The organism is Staphylococcus sp. EG-SA-15, from assembly GCF_017151895.1.
GTDB classification, from domain to species: Bacteria; Bacillota; Bacilli; order Staphylococcales; family Staphylococcaceae; genus Staphylococcus; species Staphylococcus aureus.
In genome coordinates this window covers 1-14,443 of the sequence record NZ_JACVZN010000022.1, presented here as the reverse complement: position 1 = coordinate 14,443, position 14,443 = coordinate 1, and the positions used below count along the sequence as shown (strand labels likewise).

The 14,443-nt window shown below is 35.5% G+C and carries 14 protein-coding genes and 1 rRNA gene; 10 read left to right on the top strand and 5 right to left on the bottom strand.

All coding sequences use genetic code 11. The annotated features are described in order from the left end of the window. Nucleotides 1–52 precede the first annotated feature (52 nt). The 4 genes from tsaD to tsaE are packed head-to-tail and all read right to left on the bottom strand — an operon-like array spanning nt 53 to nt 2,612. Complete coding sequence (tsaD, locus tag IDG64_RS09800; protein WP_000159056.1) at nt 53–1,078, bottom strand: tRNA (adenosine(37)-N6)-threonylcarbamoyltransferase complex transferase subunit TsaD; 1,026 nt, start codon at nt 1,076–1,078, stop codon at nt 53–55. Then, nucleotides 1,071–1,535: a ribosomal protein S18-alanine N-acetyltransferase gene (gene rimI / locus IDG64_RS09795; protein WP_000372758.1), complete on the bottom strand. Its 465-nt coding sequence runs from the start codon at nt 1,533–1,535 to the stop codon at nt 1,071–1,073. The genes tsaD and rimI overlap by 8 nt, the downstream gene beginning before the upstream one ends. Further along, complete coding sequence (tsaB, locus tag IDG64_RS09790; protein ID WP_001050718.1) at nt 1,508–2,170, bottom strand: tRNA (adenosine(37)-N6)-threonylcarbamoyltransferase complex dimerization subunit type 1 TsaB; 663 nt, start codon at nt 2,168–2,170, stop codon at nt 1,508–1,510. The genes rimI and tsaB overlap by 28 nt, the downstream gene beginning before the upstream one ends. Continuing rightward, a complete protein-coding gene (gene tsaE / locus IDG64_RS09785; protein ID WP_000590798.1) occupies nt 2,151–2,612 on the bottom strand; it encodes a tRNA (adenosine(37)-N6)-threonylcarbamoyltransferase complex ATPase subunit type 1 TsaE in 462 nt (153 codons plus the stop codon). The genes tsaB and tsaE overlap by 20 nt, the downstream gene beginning before the upstream one ends. 37 nt (nt 2,613–2,649) lie before the next feature. Between tsaE and IDG64_RS09780 the strand changes: the two genes are divergently transcribed. The 10 genes from IDG64_RS09780 to ilvA all read left to right on the top strand — a co-directional run bounded on the left by IDG64_RS09780 (nt 2,650) and on the right by ilvA (nt 13,851). Next, a complete protein-coding gene (locus tag IDG64_RS09780; protein ID WP_031864523.1) occupies nt 2,650–2,805 on the top strand; it encodes a hypothetical protein in 156 nt (51 codons plus the stop codon). A 317-nt stretch (nt 2,806–3,122) separates the two neighbouring features. Next, nucleotides 3,123–4,811, top strand: a complete 1,689-nt coding sequence (ilvD, locus tag IDG64_RS09775; protein ID WP_001255772.1) for a dihydroxy-acid dehydratase — start codon at nt 3,123–3,125, stop codon at nt 4,809–4,811. A 27-nt stretch (nt 4,812–4,838) separates the two neighbouring features. Then, a complete protein-coding gene (ilvB, locus tag IDG64_RS09770; RefSeq protein ID WP_000047821.1) occupies nt 4,839–6,608 on the top strand; it encodes a biosynthetic-type acetolactate synthase large subunit in 1,770 nt (589 codons plus the stop codon). Continuing rightward, nucleotides 6,608–6,862, top strand: a complete 255-nt coding sequence (locus tag IDG64_RS09765; protein ID WP_000196911.1) for an ACT domain-containing protein — start codon at nt 6,608–6,610, stop codon at nt 6,860–6,862. The genes ilvB and IDG64_RS09765 overlap by 1 nt, the downstream gene beginning before the upstream one ends. 136 nt (nt 6,863–6,998) lie before the next feature. Then, the gene (gene ilvC, locus IDG64_RS09760) at nt 6,999–8,003 is read left to right on the top strand and encodes a ketol-acid reductoisomerase (RefSeq protein WP_000214552.1); all 1,005 of its coding nucleotides are present in this window, start codon (nt 6,999–7,001) and stop codon (nt 8,001–8,003) included. 29 nt (nt 8,004–8,032) lie between these two features. After that, nucleotides 8,033–9,562: a 2-isopropylmalate synthase gene (locus IDG64_RS09755; RefSeq protein ID WP_000094580.1), complete on the top strand. Its 1,530-nt coding sequence runs from the start codon at nt 8,033–8,035 to the stop codon at nt 9,560–9,562. Between the two features lie 2 nt (nt 9,563–9,564). Next, nucleotides 9,565–10,611: a 3-isopropylmalate dehydrogenase gene (gene leuB / locus IDG64_RS09750; RefSeq protein WP_000221949.1), complete on the top strand. Its 1,047-nt coding sequence runs from the start codon at nt 9,565–9,567 to the stop codon at nt 10,609–10,611. Nucleotides 10,612–10,624: 13 nt separating this feature from the next. Next, nucleotides 10,625–11,995 carry a 3-isopropylmalate dehydratase large subunit gene (leuC, locus tag IDG64_RS09745; protein ID WP_000531816.1) on the top strand — a complete coding sequence of 457 codons (1,371 nt, stop codon included), beginning with the start codon at nt 10,625–10,627 and terminating at the stop codon, nt 11,993–11,995. Then, nucleotides 11,996–12,568, top strand: a complete 573-nt coding sequence (gene leuD / locus IDG64_RS09740) for a 3-isopropylmalate dehydratase small subunit (protein WP_000718947.1) — start codon at nt 11,996–11,998, stop codon at nt 12,566–12,568. Nucleotides 12,569–12,582: 14 nt separating this feature from the next. Further along, nucleotides 12,583–13,851: a threonine ammonia-lyase IlvA gene (gene ilvA / locus IDG64_RS09735; RefSeq protein WP_000216855.1), complete on the top strand. Its 1,269-nt coding sequence runs from the start codon at nt 12,583–12,585 to the stop codon at nt 13,849–13,851. Nucleotides 13,852–14,317: 466 nt separating this feature from the next. Here ilvA and rrf read toward each other — a convergent pair. Beyond that, nucleotides 14,318–14,432 (bottom strand): 5S ribosomal RNA (gene rrf, locus IDG64_RS09730). Nucleotides 14,433–14,443: the final 11 nt, after the last annotated feature.

The following is a 14,443-nucleotide window of genomic DNA, read 5'->3' as shown; positions in this document are numbered from 1 at the left end:
TGAACAGTTTCAATAATGTTCATCGTAATCATGTTAATAACTGACGTTTATTTTATTCTGCAGAATACTCTTCTAAATCTATATTGCTGTGCCCATTTAATGCTAAATCAGCAAATCGACCTTGCTGATACAAATAGTGGCCGGCAACGCCTATCATTGCAGCATTATCTGTGCATAATTTAGGACTTGGGATAGTTAATTGAATGTCATTGACTTTGCATTGATCCGCTAAAGATTGACGTAATCCTTTATTACTCGCCACGCCACCAGCAACAATTAATCGCTGAACACCATATTCTTTACAAGCTTGAATAGCTTTAAACGTAAGCACCTCTACAACACTATTTTGAAAGCTCGTTGCTACGTTAGCTTCAATGATTGGAATATTTTTTTGTCGTTGATTGTGAAGTTGATTGATTACGGCACTTTTCAACCCACTAAAACTAAAATCATAACTATCTTTATCCAACCAAACACGAGGGAATGAATAAGTATCTTCACCTTCAGCAGCCAACCGATCAACTTGTGGACCACCTGGATAATTTAAACCAATTGTTCGTGCCACTTTATCATAAGCCTCACCTACTGCGTCATCTCGTGTTTCACCAATGACTTCAAATGATAAATGATCCTTCATATAAACTAATTCAGTATGTCCACCTGAAACAATAAGTGCAATTAGCGGGAATGTTAATGGCTCTTCTATGTGATTAGCATATATATGTCCTGCAATATGATGAACAGGAATAAGTGGCTTATCGTAAGCAAATGCCAATGCTTTGGCTGCATTAACACCTATTAGTAACGCACCAATTAGTCCAGGGCCTTCTGTAACCGCTATGGCATCAATATCTTCTATTGATACATCGGCATCCACTAGAGCCTCGTTTATTGTTGTTGTTATACCTTCAACGTGATGTCTACTTGCCACTTCGGGAACGACACCGCCAAATCGTTTATGACTTTCAATCTGACTTAAAACTGTATTTGATAAAATCTCTCTGCCATTTTTTAGAACACTAACGCTTGTTTCATCACAACTTGTTTCAACAGCTAGTATTAATATATCTTTAGTCATTTAAATTCACCCACATAACCATTGCGTCCTCACCTTCACCATAATAGTTTTTACGTTTACCACCATATTGAAATCCTAAATTTTCATATACATGTTGTGCCACTTTATTATTAACTCTTACTTCTAAACTCATCACATCACAAGTGTGACTTGCATAGTTTATTCCGTATTTTAAAAGCATTTGACCTAAACCATAGCCTCTATAATTATCATCGATTGCAACTGTTGTAATTTGAGCTTGATCGATAACAATCCATAAACCTAAATAACCAATAATTTGTTGTTCAAATTCTAAGACAAAATATTTCGCAAAGTTATTTTGCTCTATTTCATGATAAAATGCGTCAATTGTCCAAGAACTGTCATTGAAACTCCGACGCTCAAGATCAAAGACTTGTGGCACATCTTCTTTAGTCATCTCTCTAATGTTTAATTGTTCTTTTGACTGTTGATCCAATTTCGTTCCGCCTCAGCTAATTTATGGTATTTAGGAGTAAATGTATGTACGTCTGTAGGTTTATCTATCAATTGATACATGACTGATGCATTTGGTAGCTGCGCAATCACTTCACCTTGTAATTCATCTTGTAATTTTACAGTATCTTTCCCAATATAAATAAATGGTTGGTTTAAATCTTCTAAAAAAGCTCGCAATGCCTCTATCGACATATATTGATCTTCTAAAATAGTCACTAATTGACCATTTTGCCACTGGAATATGCCTGTATAAACTGCTTGTCGTCTTGCATCAAACACAGGAACCAATAATTCATCAGTATGATCGATTGTTGCTGCCAATGCCTTTAATGATGAAACACCATATAATTTAACATCTAACGCATACGCTAATGTTTTAGCAACAGTAACACCGATACGTAAGCCAGTATATGAACCAGGACCTTCAGCAACAATAATCGCATCTAATTGCTGTTTAGCTATTTTGCTCTGCTCAAATAGCTGACTAATCGCAGGCATTAATTGCACTGAATGATTTTGTTTAGAATCCGTAGTTATTTCAGCTAAAACTTCATCGTTTTGCATCAATGCTACTGATAATGGTTGATTCGATGTATCAATGAGCAGCAAATTCATGGATAATTGCCTCCTTAATTTGTTCATAATGTTCTCCTTGCGCGAACAACTCAATTTGTCTTGTATTTTCAGATATTGTTGAAATGTTAATAGATAAATGCGTCGCTGGAAGTAAATCTTTTATAAATTGACTCCATTCAATAACAGTAATTGCCTGATCTTCGAAAAATTCATCAAATCCTAAATCTTCATCAGAATCTTCTAAGCGATAACAATCCATATGATGCAATTTTAAATTTTTACCCCTATATGATTTAATGATGTTAAATGTCGGGGAATTAATCGTACGTCTTACACCAAGAGCTTTTCCTATAAATTGCGTTAACGTTGTTTTACCTGCTCCTAAATCTCCGTTAAGTAAAATCAAATCACCACTTTTCAATTGCTCAACTAAAAATATAGCAAATTGATTCATTTCATCTAAATTATTTATCTTTATCAATGTTGATTCTCCTATATTATGCTTTTCATTCATAAAAATGATTATCCATTATTCAATCGTATCTAACTTTATATTTAACCTTTATATTGTAACAAATTTCAACTTAAATTTCTTATCTTTGAAACAGATTATCTATTCAAAGTTAATTGTAAGAAAATTTAAAATATTTGTTGACATACTAAAGCAGATATAGTAAATTAAATTTATCAAATTTTTAGACAATTCTAACTATTAAAGTGATATATACCATTCACGGAAGGAGTATAATAAAATGCTTAATCAATATACTGAACATCAACCGACAACTTCAAATATTATTATTTTATTATACTCTTTAGGACTCGAACGTTAGTAAATATTTACTAAACGCTTTAAGTCCTATTTCTGTTTGAATGGGACTTGTAAACGTCCCAATAATATTGGGACGTTTTTTTATGTTTTATCTTTCAATTACTTATTTTTATTACTATAAAACATGATTAATCATTAAAATTTACGGGGGAATTTACTATGCGAAGCGACATGATCAAAAAAGGAGATCACCAAGCACCAGCAAGAAGTCTTTTACATGCCACGGGCGCGCTAAAAAATCCAACTGATATGAACAAACCATTTGTAGCTATTTGTAACTCTTATATTGATATTGTTCCTGGACATGTTCATTTAAGAGAGCTTGCAGATATAGCTAAAGAAGCAATTAGAGAAGCCGGTGCCATTCCATTTGAATTTAATACAATTGGTGTTGATGATGGAATAGCTATGGGACATATCGGAATGCGATATTCTCTACCATCACGTGAAATTATTGCAGATGCAGCTGAAACTGTAATTAACGCTCATTGGTTTGACGGCGTATTTTACATTCCTAATTGTGACAAGATTACACCCGGTATGATTTTAGCAGCCATGAGGACAAACGTACCAGCTATCTTTTGCTCTGGTGGACCAATGAAAGCTGGCTTATCTGCACATGGAAAAGCATTAACACTTTCATCAATGTTTGAAGCAGTCGGCGCATTTAAAGAAGGATCGATTTCTAAAGAAGAATTTTTAGATATGGAACAAAATGCCTGCCCTACTTGTGGTTCATGTGCTGGGATGTTTACTGCAAATTCAATGAACTGTTTGATGGAAGTTTTAGGTCTAGCATTACCATACAACGGTACTGCACTTGCAGTCAGTGATCAGCGACGAGAAATGATTCGCCAAGCAGCTTTTAAATTAGTTGAAAATATTAAAAATGATTTAAAACCACGTGATATCGTTACTCGCGAAGCAATTGATGATGCATTTGCACTTGATATGGCTATGGGTGGTTCAACAAACACGGTACTGCATACGTTAGCCATTGCCAATGAAGCTGGTATTGATTATGACTTAGAGCGCATTAATGCTATTGCCAAACGCACGCCATATTTATCAAAAATAGCACCTAGTTCATCGTATTCAATGCATGATGTGCATGAAGCTGGTGGCGTCCCAGCAATTATTAATGAATTGATGAAGAAAGATGGCACGTTACACCCAGATAGAATCACAGTTACTGGCAAAACGTTACGTGAAAATAACGAAGGCAAAGAAATTAAGAACTTTGATGTCATTCACCCTCTTGATGCACCATATGATGCACAAGGCGGTTTATCTATCTTATTTGGTAATATCGCCCCTAAAGGCGCAGTTATTAAAGTTGGCGGCGTTGATCCATCTATCAAAACATTTACTGGGAAAGCAATTTGTTTCAATTCGCATGATGAAGCTGTTGAAGCAATAGACAATCGTACCGTTCGTGCAGGCCACGTCGTTGTCATTAGATATGAAGGACCTAAAGGTGGACCAGGTATGCCTGAAATGTTAGCACCTACTTCCTCTATTGTTGGTCGCGGCTTAGGTAAAGATGTTGCATTAATTACTGATGGGCGTTTTTCCGGTGCCACAAGAGGTATTGCAGTTGGTCATATTTCCCCTGAAGCTGCATCTGGTGGACCAATTGCCTTAATTGAAGATGGTGATGAGATTACTATTGATTTAACAAATCGTACATTAAACGTAAACCAGCCTGAAGATGTTCTAGCGCGTCGCCGAGAATCTTTAACACCATTTAAAGCGAAAGTAAAAACAGGTTATCTAGCTCGTTATACTGCCCTAGTAACTAGCGCAAATACAGGTGGCGTCATGCAAGTCCCTGAGAATTTAATTTAATTTATTTTTATATTGGAGATGGTTAAAATGTCTAAAACTCAACATGAAGTAAACCAAAATATTGACCCTTTAAAAATGGCTGAATCACTTGAACCTGAACAACTAAATGAAAAAACTTTAAATGATATGCGTTCAGGATCAGAAGTGCTAGTAGAAGCTCTACTTAAAGAAAATGTGGATTATTTATTCGGTTATCCTGGTGGTGCCGTACTACCTTTATATGACACGTTTTATGATGGTAAAATCAAACATATTTTAGCAAGACACGAACAAGGTGCTGTTCATGCTGCAGAAGGTTATGCACGTGTATCTGGTAAAACTGGCGTCGTTGTAGTTACAAGCGGTCCAGGTGCAACTAATGTAATGACAGGTATTACGGATGCACATTGCGACTCTTTACCTCTAGTTGTATTCACTGGACAAGTTGCTACACCAGGCATTGGTAAAGATGCATTCCAAGAAGCGGATATTCTATCTATGACTTCACCAATTACAAAACAAAATTATCAAGTGAAACGTGTTGAAGATATCCCTAAAATCGTACACGAAGCTTTCCATGTAGCTAATTCTGGACGCAAAGGTCCTGTAGTGATTGATTTTCCAAAAGATATGGGTGTTTTAGCTACAAATGTGGATTTATGCGACGAAATCAATATTCCAGGTTATGAAGTTGTTACAGAACCAGAAAATAAAGACATTGACACTTTCATCTCACTTTTAAAAGAAGCGAAAAAGCCTGTCGTATTAGCCGGCGCAGGTATTAATCAATCAAAATCAAATCAATTATTAACACAGTTTGTTAATAAACATCAAATCCCAACAGTTACTACTTTACTAGGTCTAGGTGCTGTACCTTATGAGGATACACTATTTTTAGGTATGGGAGGTATGCATGGTTCTTATGCTAGTAACATGGCATTAACTGAGTGTGATTTACTCATTAATTTAGGTAGCCGCTTCGATGATAGATTAGCAAGCAAACCTGATGCCTTTGCACCTAACGCCAAAATTGTACATGTAGATATTGATCCTTCAGAAATCAATAAAGTTATTCATGTAGATTTAGGTATTATTGCAGACTGTAAAAGATTTTTAGAATGTTTAAATGATAAAAATGTTGAGACTATAGAACACAGTGACTGGGTTAAACATTGTCAAAATAATAAGCAGAAACACCCATTTAAACTTGGTGAAGAAGATCAAGTATTTTGTAAGCCACAACAAACAATCGAATATATCGGCAAAATTACAAATGGTGAAGCAATTGTTACTACAGACGTGGGACAACATCAAATGTGGGCAGCTCAATTTTATCCATTTAAAAATCACGGACAATGGGTTACAAGCGGTGGTTTAGGAACAATGGGATTCGGTATTCCTTCGTCAATTGGTGCCAAATTAGCTAATCCTGATAAAACAGTCGTATGTTTCGTCGGTGACGGTGGTTTCCAAATGACAAACCAAGAAATGGCACTTTTACCCGAATATGGTTTAGATGTCAAAATCGTACTAATCAATAATGGAACATTAGGTATGGTTAAACAATGGCAAGATAAGTTCTTTAATCAACGCTTCTCACACTCAGTATTTAATGGTCAACCTGATTTTATGAAAATGGCAGAAGCATATGGCGTCAAAGGTTTCTTAATCGATAAGCCAGAACAACTGGAAGAACAATTAGATGCAGCGTTTGCTTATCAAGGACCAGTTTTAATTGAGGTTCGTATTTCCCCTACTGAAGCTGTAACCCCAATGGTTCCGAGTGGCAAATCAAATCATGAAATGGAGGGCTTATAATGACAAGAATTCTTAAATTACAAGTTGCGGATCAAGTCAGCACGCTAAATCGAATTACAAGTGCTTTTGTTCGCCTACAATATAATATCGATACATTACATGTTACACATTCTGAACAACCTGGGATTTCTAACATGGAAATTCAAGTCGATATTCAAGATGATACATCACTTCATATATTAATTAAAAAATTGAAGCAACAAATTAATGTTTTAACGGTTGAATGCTACGACCTTGTTGATAACGAAGCTTAATTTTAAGACAAAGGCAATGATGCGCTAATTAGTTATAGATATATCATAGGCTGCTAGTTAACATCTGCCACTATTACAAAGTTATATTTCAGAATTTTCGAAAAACAAAATATTTAATTATTTGGAGGAATTTATTATGACAACAGTTTATTATGATCAAGATGTAAAAACGGACGCTTTACAAGGCAAAAAAATTGCAGTAGTAGGTTATGGATCACAAGGCCACGCGCATGCACAAAACTTAAAAGACAATGGATATGATGTAGTCATCGGTATTCGCCCAGGTCGTTCTTTTGACAAAGCTAAAGAAGATGGATTTGATGTGTTCCCTGTTGCAGAAGCAGTTAAGCAAGCTGATGTAATTATGGTGCTATTACCTGATGAAATTCAAGGTGATGTATACAAAAACGAAATTGAACCAAATTTAGAAAAACATAATGCGCTTGCATTTGCTCATGGCTTTAACATTCATTTTGGTGTTATTCAACCACCAGCTGATGTTGATGTATTTTTAGTAGCTCCTAAAGGACCGGGTCATTTAGTTAGACGTACATTTGTTGAAGGTTCTGCTGTACCATCACTATTTGGTATTCAACAAGACGCTTCAGGTCAAGCACGTAATATTGCTTTAAGTTATGCAAAAGGTATTGGTGCAACTCGTGCAGGTGTTATTGAAACAACATTTAAAGAAGAAACTGAGACAGATTTATTTGGTGAACAAGCAGTACTTTGCGGTGGTGTATCGAAATTAATTCAAAGTGGCTTTGAAACATTAGTAGAAGCGGGTTATCAACCAGAATTAGCTTATTTTGAAGTATTACATGAAATGAAATTAATCGTTGATTTGATGTATGAAGGCGGTATGGAAAATGTACGTTACTCAATTTCAAATACTGCTGAATTTGGTGACTATGTTTCAGGACCACGTGTTATCACACCAGATGTTAAAGAAAATATGAAAGCTGTATTAACTGATATCCAAAATGGTAACTTCAGTAATCGCTTTATCGAAGACAATAAAAATGGATTCAAAGAATTTTATAAATTACGCGAAGAACAACATGGTCATCAAATTGAAAAAGTTGGTCGTGAATTACGCGAAATGATGCCTTTTATTAAATCTAAAAGCATTGAAAAATAAGATAGACCTACAATGAGGAGTTGTTAAATATGAGTAGTCATATTCAAATTTTTGATACGACACTAAGAGACGGTGAACAAACACCAGGAGTGAATTTTACTTTTGATGAACGCTTGCGTATTGCATTGCAATTAGAAAAATGGGGTGTAGATGTTATTGAAGCTGGATTTCCTGCTTCAAGTACAGGTAGCTTTAAATCTGTTCAAGCAATTGCACAAACATTAACAACAACGGCTGTATGTGGTTTAGCTAGATGTAAAAAATCTGACATCGATGCTGTATATGAAGCAACAAAAGATGCAGCGAAGCCGGTCGTGCATGTTTTTATAGCAACATCACCTATTCATCTTGAACATAAACTTAAAATGTCTCAAGAAGACGTTTTAGCATCTATTAAAGAACATGTCACATACGCGAAACAATTATTTGACGTTGTTCAATTTTCACCTGAAGATGCAACGCGTACTGAATTACCATTCTTAGTGAAATGTGTACAAACTGCCGTTGACGCTGGAGCTACAGTTATTAATATTCCTGATACAGTCGGCTACAGTTACCATGATGAATATGCACATATTTTCAAAACCTTAACAGAATCTGTAACATCTTCAAATGAAATTATTTATAGTGCTCATTGCCATGACGATTTAGGAATGGCTGTTTCAAATAGTTTAGCTGCAATTGAAGGCGGTGCGAGACGAATTGAAGGCACTGTAAATGGTATTGGTGAACGAGCAGGTAATGCAGCACTTGAAGAAGTCGCGCTTGCACTATACGTTCGAAATGATCATTATGGTGCTCAAACTGCTCTTAATCTCGAAGAAACTAAAAAAACATCGGATTTAATTTCAAGATATGCAGGTATTCGAGTGCCTAGAAATAAAGCAATTGTTGGCCAAAATGCATTTAGTCATGAATCAGGTATTCACCAAGATGGCGTATTAAAACATCGTGAAACATATGAAATTATGACACCTCAACTTGTTGGTGTAAGCACGACTGAACTTCCATTAGGAAAATTATCTGGTAAACACGCCTTCTCAGAGAAGTTAAAAGCATTAGGTTATGACATTGATAAAGAAGCGCAAATAGATTTATTTAAACAATTCAAGACCATTGCGGACAAAAAGAAATCTGTTTCAGATAGAGATATTCATGCGATTATTCAAGGTTCTGAGCATGAGCATCAAGCACTTTATAAATTGGAAACACTACAACTACAATATGTCTCTAGCGGCCTTCAAAGTGCTGTTGTTGTTGTTAAAGATAAAGAGGGTCATATTTACCAGGATTCAAGTATTGGTACTGGTTCAATCGTAGCAATTTACAATGCAGTTGATCGTATTTTCCAGAAAGAAACAGAATTAATTGATTATCGTATTAATTCTGTCACTGAAGGTACTGATGCCCAAGCAGAAGTACATGTAAATTTATTGATTGAAGGTAAGACTGTCAATGGCTTTGGTATTGATCATGATATTTTACAAGCCTCTTGTAAAGCATACGTAGAAGCACATGCTAAATTTGCAGCTGAAAATGTTGAGAAGGTAGGTAATTAATTATGACTTATAACATTGTTGCCCTACCTGGTGATGGAATCGGTCCAGAAATTTTGAACGGATCTCTATCATTGCTTGAAATTATAAGTAATAAATATAACTTTAATTATCAAATAGAGCACCACGAATTTGGTGGTGCCTCTATTGATACATTCGGCGAGCCTTTAACTGAGAAAACCTTAAATGCGTGTAAAAGAGCAGATGCTATTTTACTGGGTGCAATCGGTGGACCTAAATGGACAGATCCTAACAATCGACCAGAACAAGGATTATTAAAATTGCGTAAATCCTTAAATTTATTTGCAAATATACGCCCCACTACCGTTGTCAAAGGCGCTAGTTCTTTATCACCTTTAAAGGAAGAACGCGTTGAAGGCACAGATTTAGTTATTGTCCGTGAATTGACAAGTGGTATTTATTTTGGAGAACCTAGACATTTTAATAATCACGAGGCCTTAGATTCTCTTACTTATACAAGAGAAGAAATAGAACGCATTGTTCACGTAGCATTTAAATTGGCCGCTTCAAGACGAGGAAAACTAACATCAGTTGATAAAGAAAATGTATTAGCTTCTAGTAAATTGTGGCGCAAAGTCGTAAATGAAGTAAGTCAATTATATCCAGAAGTAACAGTAAATCACTTACTTGTTGATGCTTGTAGTATGTATTTAATCACAAATCCAAAACAATTTGACGTCATCGTATGTGAAAACTTATTTGGCGATATTTTAAGTGATGAAGCTTCAGTGATTCCTGGTTCACTTGGTTTATCACCTTCTGCTAGTTTTAGTAACGATGGTCCAAGATTGTATGAGCCTATTCATGGATCAGCACCAGATATTGCAGGTAAAAACGTTGCCAATCCATTTGGAATGATTCTATCTTTAGCGATGTGTTTACGTGAAAGCTTAAATCAACCAGATGCTGCAGATGAATTAGAACAACATATTTATAACATGATTGAACATGGGCAAACGACAGCAGATTTAGGCGGCAAATTGAATACTACTGATATTTTCGAAATTCTATCTCAAAAATTGAATCACTAAGGGGGAGATGTAAATGGGTCAAACATTATTTGACAAGGTGTGGAACAGACATGTGTTATTCGGGAAATTGGGCGAACCGCAACTATTATACATTGATTTACACCTTATACATGAAGTTACTTCTCCTCAAGCATTTGAAGGACTTAGGCTTCAAAACAGAAAATTAAGACGCCCAGATTTAACATTTGCAACACTCGATCACAATGTTCCTACTATTGATATTTTCAATATTAAAGATGAAATTGCAAACAAACAAATCACAACATTACAAAAAAACGCCATAGATTTTGGGGTGCATATTTTTGATATGGGCTCTGATGAACAAGGTATTGTTCACATGGTAGGACCTGAGACAGGACTTACACAGCCCGGCAAAACAATCGTTTGTGGTGACTCTCACACAGCAACACATGGAGCATTTGGTGCTATTGCATTTGGAATTGGAACAAGTGAAGTTGAACATGTTTTCGCAACTCAAACGCTATGGCAAACAAAACCCAAAAACTTAAAAATCGATATTAATGGTACCTTACCAACAGGCGTCTATGCTAAGGACATTATTCTGCATTTAATTAAAACGTATGGTGTTGATTTTGGTACAGGCTATGCTTTGGAATTTACTGGCGAAACAATTAAAAACCTTTCAATGGACGGTCGAATGACTATTTGTAACATGGCTATCGAAGGTGGTGCCAAATACGGCATAATCCAACCTGATGATATAACATTTGAATATGTTAAAGGGAGACCATTTGCCGATAACTTCGCTAAATCAGTTGATAAGTGGCGTGAGCTATATTCTGATGACGACGCGATATTTGATCGTGTAATTGAACTTGATGTTTCAACATTAGAACCACAAGTGACATGGGGAACTAATCCTGAAATGGGTGTTAATTTCAGTGAACCATTCCCTGAAATCAATGATATCAACGATCAACGTGCGTATGATTATATGGGGTTAGAACCAGGTCAAAAAGCTGAAGACATCGACTTAGGGTATGTTTTTCTCGGTTCATGTACAAATGCTAGACTATCAGATTTGATTGAAGCTAGTCATATTGTTAAAGGAAATAAAGTTCATCCAAATATTACAGCTATTGTCGTACCAGGTTCTCGTACAGTAAAAAAAGAAGCAGAAAAATTAGGTCTAGATACTATCTTTAAAAATGCAGGATTTGAATGGCGTGAACCAGGATGTTCAATGTGTTTAGGCATGAATCCTGACCAAGTACCTGAGGGCGTACATTGTGCATCTACAAGTAATCGAAACTTTGAAGGACGACAAGGCAAAGGTGCAAGAACACATTTAGTATCCCCTGCTATGGCAGCAGCAGCAGCTATTCATGGTAAATTTGTGGACGTAAGAAAGGTGGTTGTTTAAATGGCAGCAATCAAACCTATTACAACATATAAAGGTAAAATAGTCCCTCTCTTCAACGACAATATCGATACAGACCAAATCATTCCTAAGGTACACTTAAAGCGTATTTCAAAAAGTGGCTTTGGTCCATTTGCTTTTGATGAATGGCGGTACTTACCTGATGGTTCAGATAATCCAGATTTCAATCCTAACAAACCACAATATAAAGGGGCTTCTATTTTAATTACAGGAGATAATTTTGGATGCGGTTCAAGTCGTGAACATGCTGCTTGGGCTCTTAAGGACTATGGTTTTCATATTATTATTGCAGGAAGTTTCAGTGACATATTTTATATGAATTGCACTAAAAATGCAATGTTGCCTATCGTTTTAGAAAAAGGTGCCCGTGAACATCTTGCACAATATGAGGAAATTGAAATAGATTTACCAAATCAAACTGTGTCATCACCAGACAAGCGTTTCCATTTTGAAATTGATGAAACATGGAAAAATAAATTAGTAAATGGATTAGATGACATTGCAATCACCCTACAATATGAATCATTAATAGAAAAATATGAAAAATCACTTTAAGGGAGTTGAATATTATGACAGTCAAAACAACAGTTTCTACGAAAGATATCGATGAGGCATTTTTAAGACTTAAAGATATTGTCAAAGAAACACCTTTACAATTAGACCATTACTTATCTCAAAAGTATGATTGTAAAGTCTATTTAAAACGAGAAGATTTACAATGGGTACGTTCTTTTAAATTAAGAGGTGCTTACAACGCTATTTCTGTTTTATCAGATGAAGCTAAAAGTAAAGGTATTACATGTGCAAGTGCAGGTAATCATGCTCAAGGTGTTGCCTATACAGCTAAAAAACTTAATTTAAACGCTGTTATCTTTATGCCAGTCACTACACCTTTACAAAAGGTAAATCAAGTAAAGTTCTTTGGAAATAGTAACGTTGAAGTTGTACTCACTGGTGATACATTTGATCACTGTTTAGCTGAAGCTTTAACTTATACAAGTGAACATCAAATGAACTTTATAGATCCATTCAATAATGTTCATACAATTTCTGGACAAGGTACGCTTGCTAAAGAAATGCTAGAACAATCAAAGACTGACAATGTTAACTTTGATTATTTATTTGCCGCTATTGGTGGTGGTGGATTAATTTCAGGTATTAGTACTTACTTTAAAACCTATTCACCTACTACGAAAATTATAGGTGTTGAACCTTCAGGTGCAAGTAGTATGTATGAATCTGTTGTCGTAAATAATCAGGTAGTCACATTGCCTAATATCGATAAATTTGTGGACGGTGCATCTGTAGCTAGAGTTGGCGATATTACATTTGAAATTGCAAAAGAAAATGTAGATGATTACGTTCAAGTAGATGAAGGTGCAGTTTGTTCTACGATTTTAGATATGTATTCAAAACAAGCAATTGTAGCAGAACCTGCTGGCGCATTAAGTGTAAGTGCGCTTGAAAACTATAAAGATCATATTAAAGGTAAAACAGTGGTTTGTGTCATTAGTGGTGGTAATAATGATATTAATCGAATGAAAGAAATTGAAGAACGTTCATTACTATACGAAGAAATGAAGCATTACTTTATCTTAAATTTCCCTCAACGTCCAGGTGCATTGAGAGAATTTGTAAATGACGTATTAGGACCTCAAGACGATATTACTAAATTTGAATACTTAAAAAAATCTTCTCAAAATACAGGTACTGTCATTATTGGTATTCAACTTAAAGATCATGATGATTTAATACAACTCAAACAACGTGTAAATCATTTCGATCCTTCCAATATTTATATTAATGAAAATAAGATGTTATATTCATTGTTAATTTAACACATAGTAAGAAAAACAGTCATAAATTGATTTCTAATTGAAATCATCTTATGACTGCTTTTTATTATACTTTACATTTCTCGTTTCGTCAGATTCAAACGTTTTCACTTCGCCAAGCCATTTTTCTTTGTGTTAACTTTTATTTTGACGTTTTAGACATAAAAAAAGAGACCTTGCGGTCTCAACTTGCCTGGCAACGTTCTACTCTAGCGGAACGTAAGTTGGCTACCATCGTCGCTAAGAACCTTTCTTGACTTGTGACAATCGCTTGCTTCTTTCCTCTCCTTCGGCTCTCGCTTACTCATTTAGCTCTACTAAACTCGTTGCGCTCTTTTCTCGTTTCGTCAGATTCAAACGTTTTCACTTCGCCAAGCCATTTTTCTTTGTGTTTGCTTTTTATTTTGATGTTTTAGACATAAAAAAAGAGACCTTGCGGTCTCAATGCGGCTCATCGCATCCATTTTTTGCCTGGCAACGTTCTACTCTAGCGGAACGTAAGTTCGACTACCATCGACGCTAAGGAGCTTAACTTCTGTGTTCGGCATGGGAACAGGTGTGACCTCCTTGCTATAGTCACCAGACATATGAATGT

What these genes read in the sequence shown, in the direction of transcription:
- ilvB (WP_000047821.1), top strand. Translation starts at nt 4,839, where the DNA reads ATGTCTAAAACTCAACATGAAGTAAACCAAAATATTGACCCTTTAAAA.
- IDG64_RS09780 (WP_031864523.1), top strand. Translation starts at nt 2,650, where the DNA reads ATGATTATCCATTATTCAATCGTATCTAACTTTATATTTAACCTTTAT.
- IDG64_RS09755 (WP_000094580.1), top strand. Translation starts at nt 8,033, where the DNA reads ATGAGTAGTCATATTCAAATTTTTGATACGACACTAAGAGACGGTGAA.
- tsaB (WP_001050718.1), bottom strand. Translation starts at nt 2,170, where the DNA reads ATGAATTTGCTGCTCATTGATACATCGAATCAACCATTATCAGTAGCA.
- ilvD (WP_001255772.1), top strand. Translation starts at nt 3,123, where the DNA reads ATGCGAAGCGACATGATCAAAAAAGGAGATCACCAAGCACCAGCAAGA.
- leuC (WP_000531816.1), top strand. Translation starts at nt 10,625, where the DNA reads ATGGGTCAAACATTATTTGACAAGGTGTGGAACAGACATGTGTTATTC.
- ilvA (WP_000216855.1), top strand. Translation starts at nt 12,583, where the DNA reads ATGACAGTCAAAACAACAGTTTCTACGAAAGATATCGATGAGGCATTT.
- tsaD (WP_000159056.1), bottom strand. Translation starts at nt 1,078, where the DNA reads ATGACTAAAGATATATTAATACTAGCTGTTGAAACAAGTTGTGATGAA.
- IDG64_RS09765 (WP_000196911.1), top strand. Translation starts at nt 6,608, where the DNA reads ATGACAAGAATTCTTAAATTACAAGTTGCGGATCAAGTCAGCACGCTA.
- leuB (WP_000221949.1), top strand. Translation starts at nt 9,565, where the DNA reads ATGACTTATAACATTGTTGCCCTACCTGGTGATGGAATCGGTCCAGAA.
- ilvC (WP_000214552.1), top strand. Translation starts at nt 6,999, where the DNA reads ATGACAACAGTTTATTATGATCAAGATGTAAAAACGGACGCTTTACAA.
- leuD (WP_000718947.1), top strand. Translation starts at nt 11,996, where the DNA reads ATGGCAGCAATCAAACCTATTACAACATATAAAGGTAAAATAGTCCCT.